We start from the raw sequence: 23,755 nt of genomic DNA, 5'->3' as shown, positions 1-23,755 counted from the left end.
GCATCGCGGTGGCCCGGCAGCCCAGTGGCGCGCACACCTCGGCAGTGTGGACGCTGCCGAACATCATCAGCATGGTGCGGCTGGCCGGCGTCCCGCTGTTCCTGTGGCTGGTCATCGGTCCCGAGGCCGACGTCTGGGCCCTCGTGGTGCTCATGGTCTCGGGCTTCTCGGACTGGCTCGACGGCTACCTCGCCCGCAAGCTCGACCAGACCTCCAAGCTGGGCGAGATCCTCGACCCCGTCGCCGACCGGCTCTACATCCTGGCTGCGGTCGTGGGGCTGCTCTACCGCGACATCATCCCGTGGTGGGTGGCGATCATCCTGCCCGCACGCGACGCCTTCCTGTGGTGCCTGGTGCCGTTCCTGCGCACCCGGGGCTACTCCGCGCTCCCGGTGCACTACCTCGGCAAGGCCGCCACCGCGGCGCTGCTCTACGCCTTCCCGCTGCTGTTCCTCGGTGACGGGGAGGGTCCGGTCGCCACGCTGTCCCTGGTCTTCGGGTGGGCCTTCGCGATCTGGGGGATGGGCCTGTACTGGTGGGCGGGCCTGCTCTACGCCTGGCAGGTCCGGCTGCTGATGGCCGACCGCGGCCGCCGGGCACCCAGCCTCTCGGAGCCGTGATGTCACAGCGACGCCCCGACCCCGCCCCCGCCGCCGAGCCCGCCCGGCTGCCGCCCCAGGCGACCATGGGGCTGCTCGACTACCTCACCGCGCACGCCGTCGACGAGGACTACGCCTTCGTCGCCGAGCGCGACCGGGCCGCCCGCGCTGCGGGCGGTGACGACACCCCGGCGCGCCGCCGACGCGTCGGCCCCCTCGGCGCCGTGGCCGTCGCGTGCGTCGCGGTGCTCGTGGTCGCCGCCGGGGTGCAGAACTCCCGCAGCGCCGCCGCCGACGACCGCGACCGCCGCGAGCTCGCGGGCCAGGTCTCCCGCGCCCGTGAGCAGCTGGAGACCGAGCGGGTGCGGCTCGCCGCGCTGCAGCGCGAGACCGACCGGCTGCAGGCCCGCCAGCTCGCCTCCGACGAGTCCGCCACCGGCATCCGCAACCGGATCCAGTCCCTCGGGGCGCGTGCGGGCACGCTCGCCGTCACCGGGCCGGGCGTCCGGGTGGTCGCCGACGACGCGCCCGGCAGCACCACCGACCGCACCACCGTGCTCGACAGCGACCTGCAGCGGCTGGTCAACGGCTTCTGGGAGGCCGGGGCCGAGGCGATCGCGATCAACGGCCAGCGGTTGACCAACCTGAGCACGATCCGGGTCGCCGGGGGTGCCATCACCGTCAACGCGCGGTCGCTGCGGGCGCCGTACGTCCTGCAGGTGGTGGGCAACCCCGACACGCTGCCCGCGCGGTTCGCCGAGACCACGAGCGGTCAGGCATGGTTGGACCTCGAGCGCCAGGTGGGCCTGCAGCTGACCATCACGCCGCGGGACGACCTGCGGCTGCCCGCCAGCGAGGTGACGCTGCGCTACGTGGACCAGGTCGCGCAGGCGCGTGACCGTGCCGGACAGGAGGGAACCCCGTGATCGCGATCCTCGGACTCGTCGTGGGGGTCCTGCTCGGGCTGTGGCTCACCCCCGACGTACCCCTGGCCTTCGAGCCCTACCTGCCGATCGCCGTGGTGGCCGCGCTCGACGCCGTGTTCGGCGCCTTCCGTGCCTTCCTCGACGGCATCTTCGACGACAAGGTGTTCGTGATCTCGTTCGTCAGCAACGTGCTGATCGCGGCCGTCATCGTCTTCCTCGGCGACCAGCTCGGCGTCGGCGCCCAGCTCTCGACCGGCGTCGTGGTCGTGCTCGGCATCCGGATCTTCTCCAACGTCGCCGCCATCCGGCGCCACCTCTTCCATGCCTGAGGAGCAGCCCGGCCGCACCCGGTCCGGGACCGAGCAGCCCGCCCGGCCGCAGACCGGGCGCGACCGGCTGCTCGGCTCGCTGCGCCGGCCCAGCCGCGGCCAGGCCATCGCGGGGGTGCTCGTGGGTCTGCTCGGCTTCGCCGCGGTCACGCAGGTGCGGGTGGCCGGGCAGGACGACGACTACGACGGCCTCCGCGAGGCCGAGCTGGTGCAGGCCCTCAACGGGCTCCAGGCCGCCTCGCGGCGGGCCGAGCGCGACATCTCCTCGTTGGAGGAGACCCGCGACCGGCTCAACAGCTCCTCGGAGCGCCGCAGCGCCGCCGTCGAGCAGGCCCGCACCGAGATCGCCACGCTCGGCGTGCTGGCCGGCACCACGGCCGCGACCGGGCCCGGCATCCGGATCACCGTCGAGGACCCCCGCGGCACGCTCAACCTCAACCACCTCCTCGACGGCATCGAGGAGCTGCGCAACGCCGGGGTCGAGGCCGTCGAGATCAACGACCAGGTCCGGGTGGTCGCGCAGACCAGCTTCGAGGACGACGACGCCGGGATCCGGGTCGACGGGGTGGTGCTCGGTGCGCCGTACGTCATCGACGCGATCGGCAGCCCCGACACCCTCGCCGGGGCCCTCAGCTTCTCCGACGGGTTCATCGACGACGTCGAGGACGACGGCGGCAGCGTGCGGGTCCAGAAGGTCGACGAGGTCGAGGTCAGCGTGACCCTGCGTCCCGCCGCTCCCCGCTACGCCGAGCCGGTGCCCGGGCAGTAGGGTCCTGGGTCACACGGCTCACCCACGTCGCCTCCCGAGGAGCAGCGTTGTACCCCGATGACCTGAAGTACACCTCCGAGCACGAGTGGCTCCGCGAGCCCGGCCAGAGCGACGGCTCGGTCCGCGTCGGCATCACCGAGTACGCCCAGGACGCGCTCGGCGACATCGTCTTCGTGCAGCTGCCCGAGGTGGGCGAGACCGTCACCGCCGGCGCGGTGGTGGGGGAGCTGGAGTCCACCAAGTCGGTCAGTGAGGTCTACGCCCCGCTCGGTGGCGAGGTCGTGGCCCGCAACGAGGCGCTGGACGCCACCCCCGAGCTGGTCAACACCGATCCCTACGGCGAGGGCTGGCTGTTCGAGATCCGCGCCGACGACACCGGCGCGGCCGACCTCATGGACGCGGCCGCCTACCAGGAGACGCTCGAGGGCTGACGGCCCCGCGTCCGGCCTGCGTCCGGCCTGGGCCAGCCTGGTCCGGACCGGTCCCCGGCGTGTCTCTCGAGGCGCGCCGCGGGCGGTGGCGGACACGGGCGGCGCTGGTAGGTTGGGCCCAACCTTGACCCTCCAGTGACGCTTCAGGGTTGTCACGGGGGCCGAGACCTGGCACCTGGCAGGACCACGGACGCTCGCCCCGGGCGAGCACGACGGACTGGAGACCGACGACATGCCCTTCTGCTCGCAGTGCGGGAGCGAGAACTCCTCCAACGCGCGGTTCTGCTCGCAGTGCGGCACGCCGCTGGCCGGTGCTGCCGCGCCTGCCCCCTCCGGCCCCGCCGGAGCGGAGCCGGTCGCGCACGACTCGACGCAGACGATCACCTTCGGCGGTCCGACGCCCAAGCCCGACGCCGACGAGCGCGGCTCGCTGGCGCCGGCCGACGCCGCTGCGGTCGACGCGCTCCCCGCGGGCAGCGCCCTGCTGGTGGTCCAGCGCGGCGCCGGGGCCGGGTCGCGCTACCTGCTCGACCGCGACCTCTCCACCGTCGGTCGGCACCCGGAGAGCGAGATCTTCCTCGACGACATCACCGTCTCGCGGCGCCACGTGGAGTTCCGCCGGACCGGCGACGGCTTCCGGGTGCACGACGTGGGCAGCCTCAACGGCACCTACCTCAACGGCGACCGGGTCGACGACGCGCTGCTCCAGAACGGCGACGAGGTCCGGATCGGCAAGTTCCGGCTCATCTTCTTCGCCAGCGACGCCGGCGACACCCGGGTCGGCTGACCCCGTGCGGCAGACGGCCCGCATCACGATCGGTCAGGCGGTCGCCGACCTCAAGGCGGAGTTCCCGGACGTCGACATCAAGGAGTCGAAGATCCGGCACCTGGAGAACGAGGGCCTGGTCGAGCCCGAGCGGACGCCCTCGGGCTACCGCAAGTACTCCACCGACGACATGGAGAAGCTGCGCTATATCATCCGGGCGCAGCGCGAGCACTACCTGCCGCTCAAGGTGATCCGCGAGCACCTCGACGCGCTCGACCGCGGGCTGGAGCCTCCCGCCCCCGGCGGCTCGCCCAGCATCCCGGTGGGCCTGCTGGCCAACCCGGCGCCGGGCGTGGAGTCGCTGCTGGGCAACCAGCACGACGTACGCATCTCCCGGCGCGAGCTGGTCAAGACCGCCGACATCACCGAGGAGCTGCTCGACCAGCTCGAGACCTTCGGCCTGGTCAGGCCCCGCACCGGCTCCAAGCACTATGACGCCGACGCTCTGGTGATCGCCAAGGTCGCGGGCGAGCTGGCGGCGTACGGCCTGGAGCCGCGGCACCTGCGCGCCTTCAAGACCTCGGCCGACCGCGAGATCGGCCTGGTCGAGCAGGTGGTCTCCCCGATCCGCCGCAGCCGCGAGGCCGGCGCGGAGGGTCGTGCGCACCAGACGATGGACGAGCTGGCGGTGCTCTCGGTCCGCTTCCACGCGGCGCTGGTCAAGGCCGGGCTCCGCTCCCTGCGCTGACCACCTCGGGCGCTAGGGTGACCTGGTGCGCGAGGTCGAGGTAGTCGGGGTCAGGGTCGAGATGCCGTCCAACACACCCATCGTCCTGCTCAGGGAGACCGACGGCGAGCGCTACCTCCCGATCTGGATCGGGGCGGTGGAGGCCACCGCGATCGCGTTCGCCCAGCAGGGCGTCGTGCCGCCGCGGCCGCTGACCCACGACCTGCTGCGCGACGTGCTCCAGGCGACCGGCAACGAGGTCGACGAGATCCGCATCACCGAGATGCAGGACAACGTCTTCTACGCCACCCTCGTGCTCACCTCCGGTGTCGAGGTCTCGGCCCGTCCGTCCGACTCGATCGCCCTGGCGCTGCGCACCGGGTCGCGGATCGTGTGCGCCGAGGAGCTGCTCGACGAGGCCGGCATCCTGGTGCCGGACGAGCAGGAGGACGAGGTCGAGAAGTTCCGCGAGTTCCTCGACCACGTCACCCCCGAGGACTTCGAGCAGGGCCAGGCCTGACTCACGGCCTTCCCGGACCCAGGTCTCACCTTCAACCTCAACTTGAGACTTGCTCCCGACACGCCGCCGGAGTCTTTGACCAACCCTCGAGCCGAGGTCTACCTTCGGGACTGTCTTCGCTGTAACTCCACGGCTGCAACTCCTGTCCCGCACCGGGACGGACGACCGGCCGGCCCCACCCCCCGGAGCTACGACGTGCGGAGCCGGACTCCGGAGGTAGCAGTGGGCACGACGTCAGACGGCGGTTCGACCGCAGGTCACGACCAGCAGGCCGAGCAGGCAGCCCTCGAGGCGGCGCTCGACGCCACCGAGCAGGGCCTCCTCTTCGACGACGACGTCTCCACGCTCGACAAGGACCTCGGCTACCGCGGCCCCACCGCGTGCAACGCGGCCGGCATCACCTACCGCCAGCTCGACTACTGGGCCCGCACCGGCCTCGTCGAGCCCACCGTCCGCGGCGCCACCGGCTCGGGCACGCAGCGGCTCTACAGCTTCCGCGACATCCTGATCCTCAAGATCATCAAGCGGCTGCTCGACGCCGGCATCTCGCTGCAGCAGATCCGCACCGCGGTCTCGCACCTGCGCGCCCGCGGCACCGACGACCTGACCCGCGTCACCCTGATGAGCGACGGCGCCAGCGTCTACGAGTGCACCAGCAACGACGAGGTCATCGACCTGCTGCAGGGTGGCCAGGGCGTCTTCGGCATCGCCATCGGGGGAGTGTGGCGCGAGATCGAGGGCTCGCTCGCCGAGCTGCCCTCGGAGCGCACCGCCGCCGAGGAGAGCGTCGAGGACACCGCCGCCGACGAGCTCGCGCAGCGCCGCAAGGCCCGCCAGACCGGCTGACCTTCGGACACCACCCCGTCCGCCCAGGCCCCGACGCGCACCGAGTGCGCGTCGGGGCCTGGTATTTTGGCGCTGCTGACATATCCCGTGCGGGAGAGTCCCCGGGTCCACCGGGGCGCCGAAGGGGCAACTCCTCCCACCAAGCTCTCAGGCACCAGGACCGCACGGGCTGGCACCCAGGAGGGACCCGATCGACCGGGGCCCGACTGGGGGGAGGCGCACTCACCACCACCCGATGAGCCGCCTCACGACTGGAGCGAGATGTCAGAGCACCGCGAGACCCTCACCGACCTGCTGCGTCCCCGGCCCTTCGCCGAGCGCCACGTCGGGCCCGACGACCAGCAGCTGACCGAGATGCTCAAGGCGCTCGGCGTCAGCAGCCTCGAGGCGCTGATGGACGACGCCGTGCCCGCGCGCATCCGCGCCGGGGCGCTCGACCTCCCGCCCGCTGCCTCCGAGGCCGACACGGCCCGCGAGCTGCGCGAGATCGCGGCCGAGAACAACCCGCTCGTGCCGATGATCGGGCTGGGCTACCACGGCACGGTCACACCGCCCGTCGTACGCCGCAACGTGCTGGAGGACCCCTCCTGGTACACCGCCTACACGCCCTACCAGCCCGAGATCAGCCAGGGCCGGCTCGAGGCGCTGATCAACTTCCAGACCGTGGTGGCCGACCTCACCGGGCTGAAGACGTCCAACGCCTCGCTGCTCGACGAGGGCACCGCCGCCGCCGAGGCGATGACGCTCGTGCGCCGCGCCGACCGCAAGGCCAGCGGGCCCTTCGTCGTCGACGCCGACGCCCTGCCGCAGACCATCGCCGTGGTGCAGACCCGCGCCGCCGCGATGAACCTCGAGGTCGTCGTCGCCGACCTGGCGCAGGGCCTGCCCGACGGGGAGCTGTCGGGGGTGCTGGTGCAGTACCCCGGCGCCTCGGGCCGCGTGCTCGACCCCCGGCCGGTCATCGAGGCCGCCCACGAGCGCGGCGCGCTGGCCGTGGTCGCCGCCGACCTGCTGGCGCTGACGCTGCTGGAGTCGCCGGGCGAGCTCGGCGCCGACGTCGCCGTCGGGTCGTCCCAGCGCTTCGGCGTCCCGCTGTTCTACGGCGGCCCGCACGCCGGCTTCATGGCCGTGCGCGAGGGGCTGGAGCGCCACCTGCCCGGGCGGTTGGTCGGCGTCTCGGTCGACGCGGCCGGCCGGCCGGCGTACCGCCTGGCGCTGCAGACCCGGGAGCAGCACATCCGCCGCGACCGGGCGACCTCCAACATCTGCACGGCGCAGGTGCTGCTCGCCGTCGTCGCCGCGATGTACGCCGTGCACCACGGTCCCGACGGGCTGCGCTCGATCGCCCGGTCGGTCCACGCCCAGGCCGTGGCCCTGGCCGACGCGCTGCGCGAGGGCGGCGTCGAGGTCGTGCACGCCGAGTTCTTCGACACCGTCCTGGCGACGGTGCCGGGCCGGGCCGCCGAGGTCGTGGCCGCCGCCCGCGAGGCGGGCGTGCACGTGCGTCACGTCGACGCCGACCACGTCGGGCTCTCGACCTCCGAGGTGACCGACGCGGCCGTGCTCGACCGCGTGCTCGGCGCGTTCGGGGTCGCGACCGACGCAGCGGGCTCGGTCGGCGACGCCACCCCGGGCACCGCGCTCCCGCACGCGCTGCTGCGCGAGACCGACTTCCTGACCCACGAGGTGTTCCACAGCCACCGCTCCGAGACCTCGATGCTGCGCTACCTGCGGCGTCTCTCGGCCCGCGACTACGCGCTCGACCGCGGCATGATCCCGCTGGGCTCGTGCACCATGAAGCTCAACGCGACCACCGAGATGGAGCCGGTGAGCCTGCCCGGGTTCGCCGACCTGCACCCGTTCGCACCGGCCGAGGACGCCCGCGGCTACCACCGCCTCATCGACCAGCTCGAGGGCTGGCTCGCGGCCGTCACCGGCTACGACGAGGTGTCGATCCAGCCCAACGCCGGCTCGCAGGGCGAGCTGGCCGGGCTGATGGCGATCCGCGGCTACCACCAGGCCGGCGGCCACGGCGAGCGCGACGTCTGCCTGATCCCGTCCTCGGCCCACGGCACCAACGCGGCCTCGGCCGTGATGGCCGGCATGCGGGTGGTCGTGGTGAAGTCGGCCGCCGACGGCGCGGTCGACATGGACGACCTCCGGGCGCAGTGCGAGGCGCACCGCGACGACCTGGCCGCGATCATGGTCACCTACCCCTCGACCCACGGCGCCTACGAGGACACCATCTCCGAGCTGTGCGAGGTCGTGCACGAGGCGGGCGGCCAGGTCTACGTCGACGGTGCCAACCTCAACGCGCTCCTCGGCTACGCCAAGCCGGGCGAGTTCGGCGGCGACGTGTCCCACCTCAACCTGCACAAGACCTTCTGCATCCCCCACGGCGGTGGCGGCCCGGGCGTGGGTCCGGTCGGCGTGCGCGCCCACCTGGCGCCGTACCTGCCCAGCCACCCGGCCCACCCCGTCGCCGAGCGTCGCGACGGCATCGGCCCGATCAGCGCCGCGCCGTACGGCTCGGCCGGGATCCTGCCGATCTCGTGGGCCTACGTGCGGATGATGGGCGCCGAGGGGCTCACCCACGCCACCGCGGTGGCGGTGCTGGCGGCCAACTACGTCGCCTCGCGGCTCGAGGACCACTTCCCGGTGCTCTACCGCGGCCACCACTCCCACGTCGCGCACGAGTGCATCCTCGACGTCCGCGGCATCACCAAGGCCAGTGGCGTCACCATCGACGACGTGGCCAAGCGGCTGGTCGACTACGGCTTCCACGCCCCGACCATGAGCTTCCCGGTCGCCGGCACCCTGATGGTCGAGCCGACCGAGAGCGAGGACCTCGCCGAGCTCGACCGGTTCTGCGACGCCATGATCGCCATCCGGGGCGAGATCGCCCGGGTCGAGGCGGGGGAGTGGACGCCCGAGGACTCCCCGCTGCGCGGCGCGCCGCACACCGCGGCGGCGGTCCTGGCCTCCGAGGGCGACCGGGCGTACTCCGCCGAGGTCGCGCTGTTCCCGACCGGCCCGGACCCCGACAAGTACTGGCCGCCGGTGAGCCGGATCGACCAGGCCTACGGCGACCGCAACCTCGCCTGCTCCTGCCCGCCGCTGGAGGCCTTCGAGTGACGCGCGCGGAGGCGGCCGGTCCGGACGTCCGGACCGGCCACTTCCAGGCGGTGCTCGACCGCTACCAGGCCGAGCGCCGGCTGCCCACCGTGGTGGCTGCGGTGCTGGGCGGCTCCGAGGAGCCCTGGACCGCGTGGACCGGCGCTGCCGGTGACGGCGCGTCGGTCGACCGGCAGTACCGCATCGGGTCGATCACCAAGACCCTCACGGCCGTGCTCGTGGTGCGGGCGCACGAGGCCGGGCTGCTCTCGCTCGACGACCCGCTGGGCCGGTTCGTGCCCGAGTCCGGGGCGTACGCCGACCGGTCGCTGCGTGCGCTGCTCTCGCACACCGCCGGGATGCAGAGCGAGCCTGCCGGCCCGTGGTGGGAGCGGTCGCCGGGTGGCACCGCCGAGCAGCTGCTCGCGGCCAACGACGGCAGCGCGGCGGTGTTCGCTCCCGGTGAGCACCACCACTACTCCAACCTGGGCTACGGGTTGCTCGGGGAGGTGCTCGTCCGGGTGCACGACCGCCTCTGGTGGGCGCTCGTCGAGGAGCAGGTCCTCGTGCCGTTGGGGATGCGGCGCACGTCGTACGCCCCCGAGGCGGACGCCGCGCCCGGGCTCTCGGTGCACCACCTCGCCGGCACGCTGACCCCCGAGCCCGCGCACGACACCGGGGCGATGGCCCCGGCCGGCCAGGCCTGGAGCACGTTGGCCGACCTCTCCCGCCTCGGCCGGTTCCTCGTCGAGGGTCACCCCGACGTGCTCGCCGCCGACACCCTGCGTGCCATGCGGCAGCCGGTGCCGCCGGCCAGCGACTACGGCCTGGGCGTGCGCACCTTCCCCTACGCCGGGGGAGTGCTGGCGGGCCACACCGGCTCGATGCCGGGGTTCCAGGCGGTGCTGCTCGTCGACCCGGTGCACCGCACCGGTGTCGCAGCGCTGACCAACGCCACCACCGGGTTCTCCGGTCCCGAGCTGGCCCGGGCGCTGCTCGGCGACCACACCCCGGGACCCGTCGCACCCTGGCGGCCCGCCGAGCGGGTGCCGCGCTGGGCCGCCGAGCTGCTCGGCACCTGGTACTGGGGCAACTCCGCCTACGAGGTGCGCTGGCACGACGAGCGGCTGGAGTGGCGCGACCTGGCCCGCGGCCTGGCGCTCGCCGAGCAGTTCGAGCAGCACGACGACCGGGTGGTGGGGACGGCCGGCTACCACCACGGCGAGACCCTGCACGTCGTACGACGCGAGGACGGGACGCCCGACCACCTCGCGTGCGCGACCTTCGTCTACACCCGCACCCCCTACCCCGACGGTCCCTGACCGTCCGACGAGGAGCCCCGATGACGCCCCGCCGCACCTTCCGCACCCTGGCCCTGGCCGAGGCGGTGACCTGGACCCTGCTGCTGGCGGGGATGGTGCTCAAGTACGTCCTCGACGTCACCGAGCTGGGGGTGAGGATCGGGGGCGGGCTGCACGGGTTCGTCTTCCTGGCCTACTGCGTCACCACCGTCCTGGTCGGCGTCGACGCCCGCTGGTCGCTCGGCCGGGTCGCGCTGGGCCTGGCTGCGGCGTTCGTGCCCTACGCCACGGTGCCGTTCGAGCGCCACGTCGACGGCACGCTGGCACCGCGGTGGCGGCTGCGGACGCAACCGTGGCACGGGCGGGTCGAGCGGGTGGCCGCAGCCGCGCTGCGGGCGCCGGTGGTGGCGGGCGTGGTCGTGCTCGTCGGGCTCGTGCTGGTCTTCGGCGGCCTGCTGGCCGTCGGTCCGCCGACGCAGTGGGTCGGCTGAGCCTGGTCGTGCCGGGTCGTCAGAGCGCCTGGCTGACCGAGCTCATGTTGAAGTCGGGCACCCGCAGCGCCGGCATCGCGGTGCGGGAGAACATGTCCTCGCCCCACTCCCGGGAGAACGCCGGCACGGTGGTGCCCGCGTGGCTGAACCGGCGCAGCAGGTCGACCGGGCTCTCGTTCCAGCGGAAGTTGTTGACCGCGCCGACGATCTCGCCGCCCTCGACCTTGTAGACGCCGTCGCGGGTCAGCCCGGTGAGCAGCATCGTCTGCGGGTCGACCTCGCGGATGTACCACAGGCAGGTCAGCAGCAGCCCGTCGTCCATCCCGGCGGCCAGGTCGAGGTCGGAGCCGGTGCTGCCGTCGACCTCCAGCACCAGGTTGTCGATCGGCGGGGTGGCCGGCTGCCCGGTCTCGGCCGCGGTGCGACGGGTCTGCTGCAGCGCGGTCAGCCGGCCGTCGTCGAGCCACGCCGTCGGGGCCAGCGCTAGACCGTTGTCGTAGACGCTGGTGCGGTCCGACGACGCCCCGGCCAGCGCGAACGGCGCGCACTCGAGGCCAGCGTACGTCGGGTCGGAGGCGAGGCGCACGCCGGGGGACACGACCTGCTCGCCGAAGCGCGCGCCGCCGCCCGGTCGGGAGAACACGCTCTGGCCGTCGACCGCGGTGCGGGCCCCGGCGCTCCAGTAGGCGTCGATCATCAGGTCGGCCACCGCCGTCGGCGGCAGCACGGTGTCGTAGCGGCCGGCGGGCAGGTCGAGCCGACGCGACGCCCAGCCGAGCCGGGTGGCGAGGTCCTCGGCCATGCGGGTGGCCGAGACGTCGCTGAAGTCGCGGGTGGCGCCGCCCACCCAGGCGCTGGCGGTGAGGGCGGCGTCCTTGCCGGTGCAGCCGTAGTGACCGGTGGGCTGCACGTGACGCAGCCGCAGCCCGGTGGAGGACCCGACGTAGGTCGTGGTCATCTCGTGGAAGACGAAGCCGTAGAGGATGCGCTGCTCGGCCTCGGCCCGTCGGAACTCCTCGCCGAGCTGGCCCGCCACCTCGTCGAAGACCGCGATCGAGGTCTCGGCCGGGGCGTCGTCGAAGTCGGCCGCGGCCGCGCCGGCCACCAGCTCGGCGCGGTCCTCGGCCTCGCCGGCGAGGGCGGCGGCGCGGTCGGCGGCCTCGACGAGCGCGGCGACCTGGGCGGTCGTCGCGGCGGTGCCGCTGACCGAGGCGTTGCCGCCACCGGCGAAGGCGACCACGGTGACGTCGGTCGAGCGCATCACCCCGTTGGTGGTGAGCGTGTTGTTGGCCCACCGCAGGTTGGCGCTGGTGGAGTCCTCGACGATCACCACGCAGGCGTCGCTGGTGCTGGTCTCGAGCGCGTGCTCGACGAGCTGCTGGGGTCGGACGGTCATCAGGCCGTGCCCTCCTCGGAGGTGTTGAGGACGTTGACGTCGCGGAACAGCGCCGACGGGGTGCCGTGGCTGACCGGGGCGGACTGGCCGGGCTGGGCCTTGCCGCAGTTCAGGACACCGCCCAGCACGTAGGTCTGCGGTCCGCCGACGGCCTCCAGGGAGCCCCAGAAGTCGGTGGTGGTCGCCTGGTAGGCGACGTCGCGCAGCTGGCCCTTCAGCTCGCCGTCCTCGATGGCGTAGAACCGCTGGCCGGTGAACTGGAAGTTGTAGCGCTGCATGTCGATCGACCACGACTTGTGGCCGACCACGTGGATGCCGCGCTCCACCCGCCCGATCAGGCCCGCGGTGTCGGGGCCGTCGGGGTCGGGCTGCAGCGACACGTTGGCCATCCGCTGGATCGGCACGTGTCCGGGGGAGTCGGCGTAGGCGCAGCCGTTGGAGCGTCCACCGTTGAGCGCGGCGCCGTAGGTGTGCGCCATCGACCGGTCGAGCTGGTAGCCCACCAGCACCCCGTCACGCACGATGTCCCACGACTGGCCCTCGACGCCCTCGTCGTCGAAGCCCACGGTGGCCAGGCCGCGGCGCGCGGTGCGGTCGCCGGTCACGTGCATGGCGGGCGAGCCGTACTGCAGCGTGCCGAGGTGGTCGGGGGTGGCGAAGGAGGTGCCGGCGTAGCTGGCCTCGTAGCCCAGCGCCCGGTCGAGCTCGGTGGCGTGACCCACCGACTCGTGGATGGTCAGCATCAGGTTGTTGGCGTCGATGACGAGGTCGTAGCGACCCGGCTCGACGCTCGGTGCGGCGAGCTTGGCCCGCAGCAGGCCCGGCAGCTCGGCCCGCTCGGTGTCGAAGTCCCAGGAGCCGTCGGTCAGCGCCTCCCAGCCGGCGCCGAAGGGCGGGCAGGTCGAGGCCATCGAGTCGAAGGCCCCGGTCGCGGGGTCGGAGGCGTAGGCCTCCAGCACCGGCTCCAGCCAGACCCGCTGCTGGGTGATGGAGGACCCGGCGAGGTCGGCGTAGAACTTGTTCTCCTGGACCTGCTGCAGCATGCCGGCGGCGTGGTCGGCCCCCCCGGCGACGAGCTCACGGGTCCAGCCGCCGAGCAGCGCCACCTTGTCGGCCAGCGGCACGTCGAGCGGGTTGACGTCGTAGGCCGAGACCCAGGTGACGTCGCGGTGGACGGGCTCGGGCGCCAGCTGCACCGGGACGGTCGTCATCTTGGCCGCCACCCGGGCGACCGTGACGGCGGTCTCCGCGACCCGGACGGCCTCGTCGTCGGTCAGGCCCACCCCCGAGGCGAACCCCCACGCCCCGTCGAGCAGGACCCTCACCGCGAAGCCGAGGTCCTCGCTGTCCTGAGCGCCCTCGAGCTGTCCGTCGCGGACCGAGAGGTGCTGCAGCCGGTTGCGCTCGAGCCGGAAGTCGGCGTGGGTGACGCCGAAGTCACGGGCCCGACCGAGGGCCACCTGGGCGAGCCGCTGGAGCGGCAGGGCGAGGAAGCTGGGGTCGACGTCGGCCATGCCGAGCACCCTAGTGCGGCGGACCGACAGCGTCGGCCGGGCGGGGCCCGACCTCGGCGGTGGATCAACCGAGGTCGAGGACCGGCCGCAGCGAGGAGCCGTGCCGGGCCTTGGAGACCTCGAGCTGGCTGGGCACCCGGGTGCGCAGCTCGGCGACGTGGCTGACCAGTCCGACGACGCGGCCGCCGTCGCGCAGCTGGTCGAGGGTGTCCATGACGCCGTCGAGGGTCTCGGCGTCCAGCGACCCGAAGCCCTCGTCGATGAACAGCGTGTCGAGCGCGGTGCCGCCGGCCTCGTGGCTGACCGTGTCGGCCAGCCCGAGCGCGAGCGCGAGCGAGACCACGAACGTCTCGCCGCCCGACAGGGTCGCCGGGTCACGGCGCGTGCCGCTCCAGTCGTCGCGCACCCGCAGGCTCAGGCCGCCACGACGCTCGCCCGCGCCCTTCTCGTCGACCTGCTCCAGGGTGAACCGCTGGTCGGTCATCGCCGCGAGGCGTTCGTTGGCGGCGGCGACGACCTGCCGCAGCCGCTCGGAGAGGACGTACGCCGAGAGCCGCATCCGCCACCGGTTGTCCAGGCTCGTCCCCTCGACCAGCGACGCCAGCCGGGCGGTCACCTGGTGGGATCGCCGGACGGGCTCCCAGGCCCCCAGCGCGTGGTCGAGCGAGGTGCGGAGCTCCTCCAGCCGGTCGCAGCGCCCGAGCGCGTGACGCCGGGCGGCCACCACGTGGTCACGCACCCGCTCGGCGTGGTCGACCTCGCGCTGCAGCTCGACCACGTCGCGTGCCGGGGTGGCGACCGCGGCACGGACCTGCTCGTCGGCCAGCACCGCCTCGGCCTCGGCGCGGGTCCGCTCCCGGCGCTGCCACCGCTCCTCGACCTCGGCCACCCGCGCCTCGGGGAGCAGGGCCTCGCCCACCGCGACGCCGTCGGCGAAGCCGGCCCCGGCCGCCGCCTCCCGGGCCTCGGCCCGGGCAGCGTCGAGGGACGCGGCAGCACGGTGGTGCTCCTCGGTGGCCGTGGTGGCGGCGACGAGGGTCCGCACCCCGGCCTCGAGACGGTCGACGAGGGTGGCCACGTCGGACCCGGCGGCGTCGTGCCGGCCCAGCCAGTCGTCGAGGTCGGCCGCGAGGTGCTGCACCCGGTCACGGGCCTGGTCGTGCTCGCGGTCGCGCTCCGCGACGCGGACCTCGAGCGACGCGACCTCGGCGGTCGACCGGGTGAGCGAGGCCTGCCGGGCGTCGCGGGCGTCGTCGAGCGAGCGCAGCCCCCGGGCGGCCGTCCGGCTGGAGCGGTGCCGGGACGTCGCGTCGGCGAGGTCGGCGCGGCACGCCGCCACCGAGCGGCCGCCGCTGGTCGCGGCCAGTGAGGTCAGCCGCGCGGACAGCGTCGCGACCGACTCGGCCAGCGCCTGGCGGGTGAAGTCGGCCGTCTCGTGCGTCTGGCGGGCAGCCTCCTCGTCGCCGCGGCCGACCGTGGTGGTGGCACGGGCGGGGGAGGGGTGCTCGGCGCTGCCGCAGACCGGGCACGAGCAGCCGACGGCGAGACCCGTGGCGAGCTCGGCCGCCATCCCGGAGATGCGCTGCTCGCGGAGGTCGAGGTAGTGCTCGCGCAGGTCCTGTGCCGTGGCCGTGGCGGCGGTCAGCCGCTCGCGTGCTCCGGCGAGCTCGGCGGCGACCTCGTCGTGCTCCTCGGCGGCGGCCAGGACCCGCGCCGCGCCGGCCTCCGTGGCCGCGTCCACCTCGAGGGAGGCGGCGGCGGCCTCGAGGTCGCGTCGGGTGACCTCCTGCGCGGCGGCGGTGCGCTCGGCCTCCTCGAGACGGACCAGGGCCTGCGCGTGCTCGGCGCGGGTGCGCTCGCACCGCGCGGAGAGGTCGGCGAGACGATCCCGCGCGGCCCGCAGCTCCTGCTCCTGGGGAAGACGGGCCCGCGCCTCGGCGGCCGCCTCCCGCCACTCGTGCACGGCCGTCGTGAGGTGGGAGGGGGTGGGCTCGGGTGCGCGGTCGCCGAGCAGCGCCACCGCGGCCGCACGGTGCCGCTCCGCGGCCCGGGTCGTCCGCTCCGCCTCGCGGCCGGCCGCGCCGACCCGGCGCAACAGGGGCAGCAACGGCTCGGCCCGGCGGTGGTCGGCGAGGGCGGCGCGGTCGCTGTCGTCGCGGGGGCGCTCGGACTCCAGCGCCGCCAGCTGCTGCTGGGCCCGGGCCGCGCGGGCCCGGTGGGACGCGGCCGAACGCTCGACGTCGAGCAGGTCGCGGGCGGCCCGGGCGGTGGCGTCGACGGCGACGAGCCGCTCACCCTGGGCCTCGGCCGCCACGGACAGCCCGGCCCCCACCTCGGTCAGCCAGGTCCCGAGCCGGCCGGCCTCGACGAGCCCGGCCAGCGTCTCGAGGTCGTCGAGGGCCCAGTCGTCGGGCACGGCGACCTCGGTGGCCTCCTCGACGCGTCCGAGCAGGTCGCGCACCGCGTCGTGGCCCCGCGTCGACTCGCGCCGCAGCGTGCTGCGCCGCTCCACCAGCCACCGCTCCACGTCCTCGAAGCGGCGGGTGCGGAAGAGCCGCTGCAGGACGTCGTGGCGCTCCGCGGACCCGGCGCGCAGGAAGGCCTGGAAGCGGCCCTGCGGCAGCATCGCCACCTGGGTGAACTGCGCGACGGTCATCCCCAGCAGGTCGGTCACGAGCAGCCCGGCCTCGTCGAGGCGGGTGGTCAGGGCCGTCCAGGTGCCCTCGCGCAGCTCCTCCGCCACGACGTGGGCCTGGATCCGTCGGGTGCCCTCGCCACGGCGCCGCGGCCGGTCCCACGCGGGGGAGCGGGTGGTGCGGAAGGTGCGGCCCCCCACGCTGAAGCGCAGCACCACCCGCGGCTCGGTGTCGGGCGCGGCCTGGTCGCTGCGCAGGTGACGGGCGCTGTGGCGCTCGCCGGGCACCTCGCCGTAGAGGCCGAAGCAGACCGCGTCGAGGACGCTGGTCTTGCCGGCCCCGGTGGCGCCGGTGAGCAGGAACAGGCCCGCGTCGGAGAGCGCGTCGAAGTCCACGGCGACCGTGTCCACGAACGGGCCGAAGGCGGTCACCTCGAGCTCGTGGAGCCTCACGACGCACCCGCCTCGCGGACCAGGTCACGGTCCCCGCCGCAGCACTCGAACGCCTCGCGCAGGAGTGCGGACTCCTCGGCGCTCGCGCCCTCGCCCCGGACGTGGTCGACGAAGTCGAGCGCGACCGCGTGGCCGGTCCGTCCCTCCACGGGCGTGCGCTGGACCGGCTGCTCACCGCCCTCGGGCGCGAAGCGCAGCGCCAGGGCGTGCGGGAACCGGGCGCGCAGCCGCTCCATCGCCCGCACCGGCCGGCGGGCGTCGGTCAGCGTGGCCTGGACCCACGACCCCTCGTGCACCGCCAGGGCGGGGTCAAGCAGGAGGTCCTCGATGGTGCCGGAGAGTCGCGCCAGGGAGCGCGCGACCGGGGCGTCGACGAACTCGCACGCCTCCACGCCGCTCGCCCCCAGGTCGACCAGCCAGCTGCCCTTGCGGTGGCGGGCCTCGGAGAAGGAGTAGGCGATCGGGGACCCGCTGTAGCGGACCGAGTCGCTCAGCGTGGCCCGGCCGTGGAGGTGGCCCAGGGCGACGTAGTCGAGGTCGGAGAACAGCTCGGCCGCCACCGAGGAGACGCCTCCCACCGCGATGTCGCGCTCGCTGTCGCTGGGCTCGCCCCCCGTCACGAACGCGTGCGCCAGCACCACCGAGCGGGTCCCGCGGGGGCGGGTCGCCAGGTCGGCGCGCACCCGGCCCAGCGCGTGGCCCAGCGCTGCGGCGTGCGACCGGGACGGCAGGTCCCACGCCACCCGGGCGACGTCGGGGTCGAGGTAGGGCAGGCCGTGGACGGCGACGGGGCCGTGCTCGTCCTCCAGCACCACGGGCTCGCCGACCCGGTCCAGCGAGGTGCGCAGGTGGACGCCCGCCAGGTCGACCAGCCGGGAGTTGAACCCGAGCCGCCGGGCGGAGTCGTGGTTGCCGCTCGTCACCACCACCCGGGCGCCGGTGGCGGCGAGGCGGTGGAAGGCCTCGTCGGCCAGCGCCACGGCGTCGACGGACGGGAGGGCGCGGTCGTAGACGTCGCCCGCCACCAGGACCGCGTCGACGCGCTGCTGGACCACCGTCTCGACGAGGTGGTCGACGTGCGCGGCCTGCGCGGCGATCAGTCCCTCCCCGTGGAAGGACCGGCCGAGGTGCCAGTCGGAGGTGTGGAGCAGTCGCATGGCTCCACGCTAGGAGCGAGCACCGACAGCCCTCGGCCCCCACGCCGGGGAGGGGGCGGGAGGTGACGGATCAGTCGGTGATGCGGTCGGCGCCGGCGTACGCCACGAAGCGCTGCCCGCGGGTGAAGCCCACGAGCACGAGGTCGGCCTCGCGGGCCAGCGAGACCGCCAACGAGGTGGGCGCTCCCACCGCGACGAGGGCGCCGACGCCGGAGACGACGGCCTTCTGCACCAGCTCGAAGCCGATCCGCCCGCTCAGCACCAGCACCGGGGGCACGGGGGCCCGGCCCAGGATCCGGGAGCCCACGGCCTTGTCCACGGCGTTGTGGCGCCCGACGTCCTCGCGGACGACCACGGCCGTGCCGTCGGCCTCGAAGAGCCCGGCGGCGTGGATGCCGCCGGTGCGCTCGAAGCCCGGCTGCTCCTCGCGGAGCCGGTCGGGCAGGGCCAGCACGGTGGCGGCCGACAGCGAGACCGGCGGCACCGCCTCGGCGCGCGAGAGCACGTCCTGCACGGTGTCGGTGCCGCAGACGCCGCAGGCCGAGGAGACCATGCGGGCCGCGGGCATCGTGCGCGGCGCGGTGGCGAGGTCGACGGTGACGACGTTGAACTCCTCGAGGTCGCCCAGCGTCTCGTCGGTGCAGTAGCGGACGGCGCGGACCTCCTCGGGCACGGTGACGCCCTCGTGCACCAGCCAGCCGGCCGCGAGCTCGAAGTCGTGGCCGGGCGTGCGCATCGTCACCGCGACGCGCTGCGCCGGGGACCCGGGCCACCCCACGCGCAGCTCGAGCGGCTCCTCGGTGACGACGCGGTCCTCGTGGACGAGCCGGGCGCCGTCGCGGAACTCGGTGACCCGGTCGCGGACCGAGGGTCCGGGACGTCGGCGGCGCTGACCCAGGATGCTCACCCCCCGACTCTATGGGGGCCCGCGAAGCGCGGCGCCTACGGTGGACCCATGGTGGAACCACGCGGGAGGTACGTGCGTCACACGGTCATGAGGCACCTCCTGGCCCCCACCGTCACCGCCGTCGTCCTCGCCGTGCTGGCGGGCTGCGGCTCGTCACCCGCGCAGGACGCGGGTGGCGCGGGGGCCGGCTCGTCGGGCTCGGACTCGCCGTCACCGTCGCGGCCCTCCGTCGCGACCGCGTCGCCGCGGGTGGGGGAGTGCGGCGCGCGTGACGGCGCGGTCCGCGACGCCACCGCCCTGGCACGCGCCGACCTCGACGGGGACGGCGGCGCCGACCAGGTGCGGGTGACCGCTCCGGACGCCGCGGGCTGCCCGAGCACGGTGTTCGCCGAGCTGGCGGACGGCTTCCTGGTCGCCCCGGTGGACGACGGCCTGCCGGTGACGGCCGGGTTCGGCGTACGGCTGACGGGCACGGACGCCGACCTGCTCGTCACCGAGCAGCAGCACCCGCGCGGCGGCACCCGGACGAGGGTGTACGCCGCGGCCGACGGCGCCCTCGCCGAGCTCGTGGACCCCGACGGCAACCCGGTGGTGCCGTTCGTGGCCACCGACACCCCGCCCGCGCCGGTCTCGGTGACCTGCACCGGCGACGGGATCGCGGTGACCGAGGCGGTCGCCCACGAGCCGGCCGGGGTGATGTTCACCTGGGACGTGCGTCGCACGACGTACGCCGTCACCGCCGGTCGTGCCGAGCGCACCGGGAGCGAGGAGATCGCCGACAACGTGCTGCCGGGCCAGCTCCGGAAGCGGTTCCCGGAGCTGGCCCGTGCCGAGGTGCTGGCGGACTGCCGGTCCTGACGGACCGGCGGTCGCCGATCAGGCCAGGCGCTGCTGGGGCATGCCCTCGGCCGTCTTGGCGCCGTCGGTCTCGGGCAGGTCGCCCAGGACCTCGTCGATGCGCGTCATCAGCTCGGCGGGGATCCTCACCCCGGCCGCACGGACGTTCTCGGTGACCTGCTCGGGGCGCGAGGCCCCGACCAGCGCGGCGGCGACGTTGTCGTTCTGCAGCACCCAGGCGACGGCCAGCTGCGCCATGCTCAGGTCGAGCTCGTCGGCGACGGGCTGCAGGTCCTGCACCCGGGTGAGGGTGTCGTCGTTCATGAACCGCTTGATCATGTCGGCGCCGCCCTTCTCGTCGGCGGCGCGGGAGCCCTCGGGCGGGGCCTGGCCGGGCTTGTACTTCCCGGTCAGCACGCCCTGGGCGATGGGCGACCACACGATCTGGGAGATGCCGAGCTCGCGGCTGGTGGGCACGACCTCGTCCTCGATGACGCGCCAGAGCATGGAGTACTGCGGCTGCGAGGAGATCAGCTGGACCCCCAGCTCCTTGGCCAGCGCGTGGCCCTCGCGGAGCTGCTCGGCGGTCCACTCGCTGACACCGATGTAGAGCGCCTTGCCCTGACGGACGACGTCGGCGAACGCCTGCATCGTCTCCTCGAGCGGCGTCTCGGTGTCGTAGCGGTGGGCCTGGTAGAGGTCGACGTAGTCGGTCTGCAGGCGGGTCAGCGAGCCCTCGATGGACTCCAGGATGTGCTTGCGGGACAGCCCGGTGTCGTTCTTGCCGCGGGGACCGGTCGGGAAGTAGACCTTGGTGAAGATCTCGAGCGACTCGCGGCGCTCGCCCTTGAGGGCCTCGCCGAGCACCGTCTCGGCGGCGGTGTTGGCGTAGACGTCGGCGGTGTCGAAGGTGCTGATGCCCTCGTCGAGCGCGGCGCGCACGCACTGCGTGGCGACGTCGTTCTCGACCTGGGAGCCGTGGGTGAGCCAGTTGCCGTAGGTGATCTCGGAGATCTTCAGGCCGGAGTGGCCGAGGTAGCGGAATTCCATGACCTCGACCCTACGACCGGACCCACGCCCAGAACCACGCGCGGGCGACGGGCTACTCCACCGACTCGATCGTCACCGACTGCTTCGGCGCCGTCCCGTCGGCGGCGACGCCCTGGGCGGCGACCTTCTTGACGACCTCGACGCCGGCGGCGCTCATCCGGCCGAAGGGGGTGTACGCCGCGGGCAGCGGCGAGTCGGCGTAGACCAGGAAGAACTGCGACCCGTTGGTGTCCGGCCCGGCGTTGGCCATCGCGAGCGTGCCGGCGGGGTAGGTGCAGACCTCGGTGCCGGTCGTCTGGTCGACCTGGCCGAGGCAGGGCTGCAGCCGGGGATCGTCCTCGGTCGGCTCGTCGGCGAAGGAGTAGCCCGGGCCCCCCTGGCCGGTGCCGCTCGGGTCGCCGCACTGCAGCACGTTCAGGCCGCCGGTGGTGAGGCGGTGGCACGGCGTGTCGTCGAAGTAGCCCTGGTCGGCCAGCGACAGGAACGAGTTGACCGTGCAGGGCGCCTTGTCGGGGTCGAGGCTGACCTTGACGTCACCGCGGTCGGTGGCGATGGTCACCTGCGAGGGCTCGTCGGCCGGCGGGTCGGCCGGGGGCTTGTCCACCGTCTTCGTCTCCACGGGGGAGGCGGAGTCGGGGTAGGAGCACTGCCCCCGGTCGGCCGAGCTGGGGGTCGTGGTCTCCTCGCTCCCGCACCCGGCCAGGACGGCCAGCGCGACGAGCAGGGGGGCGGACAGGGCGGCGAGCGAGCGGCGTGGGGAAGTCATCGCCGCGGATGCTAGCCAGCGAGCCTGAGAGGTCGGTGAGGCCCCGCCGCGGGGCGTGTCGGTCGGGCCGGCGGCCGGGTCTCAGACCGCGACGAGCCGCAGGAAGGCGAACCCGAGCACGCCGCGGTAGCCCTCGGCGTACGCCGTGCGCTGGGAGTGCGCCGCGGCGGCGACCTCCACGGCGCCCGGGTGGTCGGCGGGGTGCGCGGCGAGCCAGCGCTCCTGCCGGGCGACGAAGCCGGACTCGAAGGCGTCCCACTCCTCGAGGTCGGCCTCTTCGACGGACCGGACCGAGAAGCCGTGGTCGGCGACGAGGGCGGCCAGCGCGGCCGGGGCGAGGAACTCGTCGTCGCGGCCCGACAGCGGTGCGACCGCGGCGGGGGTCGGGGGAGCCGACCACACCGCCTCGGCGTAGAGGACCCGCGCGCCGGGGACCACGTGCCCGCGCATGGCCCGCAGCGCGGCGGCGTAGTCCAGCGGCAGGCCCTCCTCGACGTCCGGGCCCCAGACCTGGCTGGACCCCAGCACCAGCAGCGCCTCGACCGGTCCGGGGGCGACCTCGCGGCCCGGGCCGGCGACGAGGTCGACCCGGTCACCCAGCCCCCGCGCCGAGGCCCGGCTCCGGCCCTCCGCGACCCGGTCGGCGTCGAGGTCGACCCCGACGCCGCGCGCCCGCGGGGCCGCCTCGAGCACGCGCAGCAGCAGCTCGGCCCAGCCGCAGCCGACGTCGAGGACGGTGCCGCCGTCGACCAGTCCCGCGGCCACCCAGGCCGCCAGGTCGTCGGCGCGGGCGTCGGAGACCGGGCTCAGGAACTCCAGGTCCTGCCACAGCGGCGGCAGCACGGGCTCGCCGCTCACCCGCGCACCCCGTGCTGGCCGAGGCCGAACCGACGGGCCACGACGCGCTCGACGACGGAGCCGGGGAGCGCGCGCCTGAGCACGTGCACGGCCGGCGCTCCGCTCCCCACGGCGTACGTCGGAGCCGGTGGATCGGCCTCCACGGCCCGCAGCACCGTGGCCGCCACCCGCGCCGCGGACACCCCGTCGCGCTCGGCGGCGTCGAGCCGGTGCAGCATCTGCCGCAGGCCGGCGGCGTACGGGCCGGACTCCTGGGAGTGGACGGTGCGACGCCCGCTGATCCCGGTCGCGACCGACCCGGGCTCGACGGTCGTCAGCCACACGCCGTGCGGGCTCAGCTCGAAGCGCGCCGCCTCGGCGAACCCCTTGATGGCCGCCTTGGTGGCCACGTAGGAGGAGCGGTAGGCCAGCGGGAAGGTCGCCAGCATCGAGCCGACCATCACCACCCGCCCGCGGCCGCGCTCCCGCATGCCCGGCACCAGCAGCTGGGTGAGGTGCACCGGCCCCAGCACGTTGACGCGGAACAGGTGCTCGACCTCGGGCAGGGGGAGCTCCTCGAGGGCGCCGCACTGCGACTCGCCGGCGTTGTTGACCAGCACGTCGACCTCCACGCCGTCCGCGAGCAGCCCGGCGGCGAAGCGCCCGACGGCGTCGAGGTCGTCGAGGTCGAGCGCGCGGTACTCCACCCCCGGCACCCGGTCCTGCGCCGACAGCCGGTCCGGGTCGCGGCTGGTGCCGACGACGCGGTGGCCGCGCTCGACCAGCAGGCGGGCGACGGCCAGCCCGATGCCGGAGGAGGCGCCGGTGACCAGCGAGGTGGGCCGGGAGGGCGAGGTCGAGGAGGGGCTCACGACCCGCAGGCTAGAGGGCCCGGGACGCCGGGCCCTAGCATGCGGGCATGGGAAGAATCCTGCTGATCATCGTCGTCGTGCTGGTCGTCGCGTTCCTGGTGCGGATGCTGCTGGCCCGCAAGCGCTGAGCGGACGCGCTAGCGCGAGCGGAGCGCGCGACGGTCGGCGACCAGCGCGGCCGTGTTGAGCGCGGCCCAGCCGAGCGTCACGCCCAGGACCTTGCCCTGGACCTTGGAGTCGTGGGTGCCGGTGGCCAGGATCGCGGCGTCGGAGAGGTCGCCCAGGATCCGCAGCACCATCATCGCGGTGACCACCGAGGGGTTGGACGACGCGAGCGCCACGCCGGAGATCGACAGGTCGCGCCCGGCGTAGGTGTAGGCCATCCGGTCGTACGCCGGAGCCTGCAGCGCCGGGGCCTCGATGCCGTCCGCGAGGTGGCGCGGCTTGGCGAGCGCGAAGGCGCCGTACGCCGCGGTCAGGGACGAGAGCAGCTTGGAGTACCTCATGGGCAG

General features: G+C 74.4%; 23 protein-coding genes and 1 riboswitch. Of the genes, 13 read left to right on the top strand and 10 right to left on the bottom strand.

Going from position 1 to position 23,755, the window contains the following annotated elements; genetic code table 11:
- The first annotated feature begins 8 nt into the window (after positions 1-8).
- From clsA to EDD33_RS08125, 12 genes are all read left to right on the top strand, one after another.
- Entirely contained in the window at positions 9-620 is a 612-nt protein-coding gene (gene clsA, locus EDD33_RS08180) for a cardiolipin synthase ClsA (RefSeq protein WP_281274135.1), read from the top strand.
- The gene (locus EDD33_RS08175; RefSeq protein ID WP_123389957.1) at positions 620-1,525 is read left to right on the top strand and encodes a DUF881 domain-containing protein; all 906 of its coding nucleotides are present in this window, start codon (positions 620-622) and stop codon (positions 1,523-1,525) included. Before clsA ends, EDD33_RS08175 begins: the two co-directional genes overlap by 1 nt.
- Positions 1,522-1,854: a small basic family protein gene (locus EDD33_RS08170; RefSeq protein ID WP_056539177.1), complete on the top strand. Its 333-nt coding sequence runs from the start codon at positions 1,522-1,524 to the stop codon at positions 1,852-1,854. Before EDD33_RS08175 ends, EDD33_RS08170 begins: the two co-directional genes overlap by 4 nt.
- Positions 1,847-2,623 (top strand): DUF881 domain-containing protein, encoded by a 777-nt coding sequence (locus EDD33_RS08165; protein ID WP_123389955.1) that lies wholly within the window; start codon positions 1,847-1,849, stop codon positions 2,621-2,623. The genes EDD33_RS08170 and EDD33_RS08165 overlap by 8 nt, the downstream gene beginning before the upstream one ends.
- Before the next feature lie 47 nt (positions 2,624-2,670).
- Positions 2,671-3,054, top strand: coding sequence for a glycine cleavage system protein GcvH (gene gcvH / locus EDD33_RS08160; RefSeq protein WP_123389953.1), 384 nt, complete (start codon positions 2,671-2,673; stop codon positions 3,052-3,054).
- Between the two features lie 232 nt (positions 3,055-3,286).
- Positions 3,287-3,841 (top strand): double zinc ribbon and FHA domain-containing protein, encoded by a 555-nt coding sequence (locus EDD33_RS08155; protein WP_123389950.1) that lies wholly within the window; start codon positions 3,287-3,289, stop codon positions 3,839-3,841.
- A gap of 4 nt (positions 3,842-3,845) precedes the next feature.
- Positions 3,846-4,568: a transcriptional regulator FtsR gene (ftsR, locus tag EDD33_RS08150; protein WP_123389948.1), complete on the top strand. Its 723-nt coding sequence runs from the start codon at positions 3,846-3,848 to the stop codon at positions 4,566-4,568.
- Positions 4,569-4,593: 25 nt separating this feature from the next.
- Positions 4,594-5,067: a bifunctional nuclease family protein gene (locus EDD33_RS08145; protein ID WP_056539160.1), complete on the top strand. Its 474-nt coding sequence runs from the start codon at positions 4,594-4,596 to the stop codon at positions 5,065-5,067.
- Positions 5,068-5,289: 222 nt separating this feature from the next.
- The gene (locus tag EDD33_RS08140; protein WP_123389947.1) at positions 5,290-5,913 is read left to right on the top strand and encodes a MerR family transcriptional regulator; all 624 of its coding nucleotides are present in this window, start codon (positions 5,290-5,292) and stop codon (positions 5,911-5,913) included.
- Between the two features lie 80 nt (positions 5,914-5,993).
- Positions 5,994-6,086: riboswitch (glycine riboswitch) on the top strand.
- An 88-nt stretch (positions 6,087-6,174) separates the two neighbouring features.
- Positions 6,175-9,048 (top strand): aminomethyl-transferring glycine dehydrogenase, encoded by a 2,874-nt coding sequence (gene gcvP / locus EDD33_RS08135; protein ID WP_123389945.1) that lies wholly within the window; start codon positions 6,175-6,177, stop codon positions 9,046-9,048.
- Positions 9,045-10,349, top strand: a complete 1,305-nt coding sequence (locus EDD33_RS08130) for a serine hydrolase domain-containing protein (protein ID WP_170169729.1) — start codon at positions 9,045-9,047, stop codon at positions 10,347-10,349. Before gcvP ends, EDD33_RS08130 begins: the two co-directional genes overlap by 4 nt.
- 20 nt (positions 10,350-10,369) lie before the next feature.
- Positions 10,370-10,819: a DUF3817 domain-containing protein gene (locus tag EDD33_RS08125; protein WP_123389942.1), complete on the top strand. Its 450-nt coding sequence runs from the start codon at positions 10,370-10,372 to the stop codon at positions 10,817-10,819.
- A gap of 19 nt (positions 10,820-10,838) precedes the next feature.
- Here the strand turns inward: EDD33_RS08125 and EDD33_RS08120 are convergent, their stop codons facing one another.
- The 5 genes from EDD33_RS08120 to EDD33_RS08100 form a co-directional block, all read right to left on the bottom strand.
- On the bottom strand, positions 10,839-12,215 hold the full coding sequence (locus tag EDD33_RS08120) for a metallopeptidase TldD-related protein (RefSeq protein ID WP_211332467.1): 1,377 nt from the start codon (positions 12,213-12,215) through the stop codon (positions 10,839-10,841).
- On the bottom strand, positions 12,215-13,729 hold the full coding sequence (locus tag EDD33_RS08115) for a TldD/PmbA family protein (RefSeq protein WP_123393190.1): 1,515 nt from the start codon (positions 13,727-13,729) through the stop codon (positions 12,215-12,217). Before EDD33_RS08115 ends, EDD33_RS08120 begins: the two co-directional genes overlap by 1 nt.
- A gap of 64 nt (positions 13,730-13,793) precedes the next feature.
- Complete coding sequence (locus EDD33_RS08110) at positions 13,794-16,817, bottom strand: AAA family ATPase (protein WP_123389940.1); 3,024 nt, start codon at positions 16,815-16,817, stop codon at positions 13,794-13,796.
- Positions 16,814-17,974, bottom strand: a complete 1,161-nt coding sequence (locus EDD33_RS08105) for an exonuclease SbcCD subunit D (RefSeq protein ID WP_123389939.1) — start codon at positions 17,972-17,974, stop codon at positions 16,814-16,816. Before EDD33_RS08105 ends, EDD33_RS08110 begins: the two co-directional genes overlap by 4 nt.
- Before the next feature lie 70 nt (positions 17,975-18,044).
- Positions 18,045-18,881, bottom strand: a complete 837-nt coding sequence (locus tag EDD33_RS08100) for a formate dehydrogenase accessory sulfurtransferase FdhD (RefSeq protein ID WP_246003431.1) — start codon at positions 18,879-18,881, stop codon at positions 18,045-18,047.
- A gap of 87 nt (positions 18,882-18,968) precedes the next feature.
- Between EDD33_RS08100 and EDD33_RS08095 the strand changes: the two genes are divergently transcribed.
- A complete protein-coding gene (locus EDD33_RS08095; RefSeq protein ID WP_123389937.1) occupies positions 18,969-19,739 on the top strand; it encodes a hypothetical protein in 771 nt (256 codons plus the stop codon).
- An 18-nt stretch (positions 19,740-19,757) separates the two neighbouring features.
- Here EDD33_RS08095 and EDD33_RS08090 read toward each other — a convergent pair whose 3' ends face one another.
- The 5 genes from EDD33_RS08090 to EDD33_RS08070 all read right to left on the bottom strand — a co-directional run bounded on the left by EDD33_RS08090 (position 19,758) and on the right by EDD33_RS08070 (position 23,749).
- Complete coding sequence (locus EDD33_RS08090; protein WP_123389935.1) at positions 19,758-20,768, bottom strand: aldo/keto reductase family protein; 1,011 nt, start codon at positions 20,766-20,768, stop codon at positions 19,758-19,760.
- Between the two features lie 52 nt (positions 20,769-20,820).
- Entirely contained in the window at positions 20,821-21,534 is a 714-nt protein-coding gene (locus EDD33_RS08085) for a peptidylprolyl isomerase (RefSeq protein WP_123389933.1), read from the bottom strand.
- A gap of 81 nt (positions 21,535-21,615) precedes the next feature.
- The gene (locus EDD33_RS08080) at positions 21,616-22,392 is read right to left on the bottom strand and encodes an SAM-dependent methyltransferase (RefSeq protein ID WP_123389931.1); all 777 of its coding nucleotides are present in this window, start codon (positions 22,390-22,392) and stop codon (positions 21,616-21,618) included.
- Positions 22,389-23,243, bottom strand: coding sequence for an SDR family oxidoreductase (locus EDD33_RS08075; protein ID WP_123389930.1), 855 nt, complete (start codon positions 23,241-23,243; stop codon positions 22,389-22,391). Before EDD33_RS08075 ends, EDD33_RS08080 begins: the two co-directional genes overlap by 4 nt.
- A gap of 137 nt (positions 23,244-23,380) precedes the next feature.
- Positions 23,381-23,749: a hypothetical protein gene (locus EDD33_RS08070; RefSeq protein WP_056539130.1), complete on the bottom strand. Its 369-nt coding sequence runs from the start codon at positions 23,747-23,749 to the stop codon at positions 23,381-23,383.
- Between the last annotated feature and the right edge of the window lie 6 nt (positions 23,750-23,755).

Source organism: Nocardioides aurantiacus (assembly GCF_003752505.1).
GTDB lineage: Bacteria > Actinomycetota > Actinomycetes > Propionibacteriales > Nocardioidaceae > Marmoricola > Marmoricola aurantiacus.
The sequence above is the reverse complement of the archived record's forward strand: the minus strand, read 5'-3'. Positions and strand labels throughout refer to the sequence as shown.

What these genes read in the sequence shown, in the direction of transcription:
- EDD33_RS08085 (WP_123389933.1), bottom strand. Translation starts at nt 21,534, where the DNA reads ATGACTTCCCCACGCCGCTCGCTCGCCGCCCTGTCCGCCCCCCTGCTC.
- EDD33_RS08115 (WP_123393190.1), bottom strand. Translation starts at nt 13,729, where the DNA reads ATGGCCGACGTCGACCCCAGCTTCCTCGCCCTGCCGCTCCAGCGGCTC.
- EDD33_RS08125 (WP_123389942.1), top strand. Translation starts at nt 10,370, where the DNA reads ATGACGCCCCGCCGCACCTTCCGCACCCTGGCCCTGGCCGAGGCGGTG.
- EDD33_RS08120 (WP_211332467.1), bottom strand. Translation starts at nt 12,215, where the DNA reads ATGACCGTCCGACCCCAGCAGCTCGTCGAGCACGCGCTCGAGACCAGC.
- EDD33_RS08095 (WP_123389937.1), top strand. Translation starts at nt 18,969, where the DNA reads ATGAGGCACCTCCTGGCCCCCACCGTCACCGCCGTCGTCCTCGCCGTG.
- EDD33_RS08070 (WP_056539130.1), bottom strand. Translation starts at nt 23,749, where the DNA reads ATGAGGTACTCCAAGCTGCTCTCGTCCCTGACCGCGGCGTACGGCGCC.
- EDD33_RS08090 (WP_123389935.1), bottom strand. Translation starts at nt 20,768, where the DNA reads ATGGAATTCCGCTACCTCGGCCACTCCGGCCTGAAGATCTCCGAGATC.
- EDD33_RS08165 (WP_123389955.1), top strand. Translation starts at nt 1,847, where the DNA reads ATGCCTGAGGAGCAGCCCGGCCGCACCCGGTCCGGGACCGAGCAGCCC.
- EDD33_RS08105 (WP_123389939.1), bottom strand. Translation starts at nt 17,974, where the DNA reads ATGCGACTGCTCCACACCTCCGACTGGCACCTCGGCCGGTCCTTCCAC.
- EDD33_RS08155 (WP_123389950.1), top strand. Translation starts at nt 3,287, where the DNA reads ATGCCCTTCTGCTCGCAGTGCGGGAGCGAGAACTCCTCCAACGCGCGG.
- gcvP (WP_123389945.1), top strand. Translation starts at nt 6,175, where the DNA reads ATGTCAGAGCACCGCGAGACCCTCACCGACCTGCTGCGTCCCCGGCCC.
- EDD33_RS08175 (WP_123389957.1), top strand. Translation starts at nt 620, where the DNA reads ATGTCACAGCGACGCCCCGACCCCGCCCCCGCCGCCGAGCCCGCCCGG.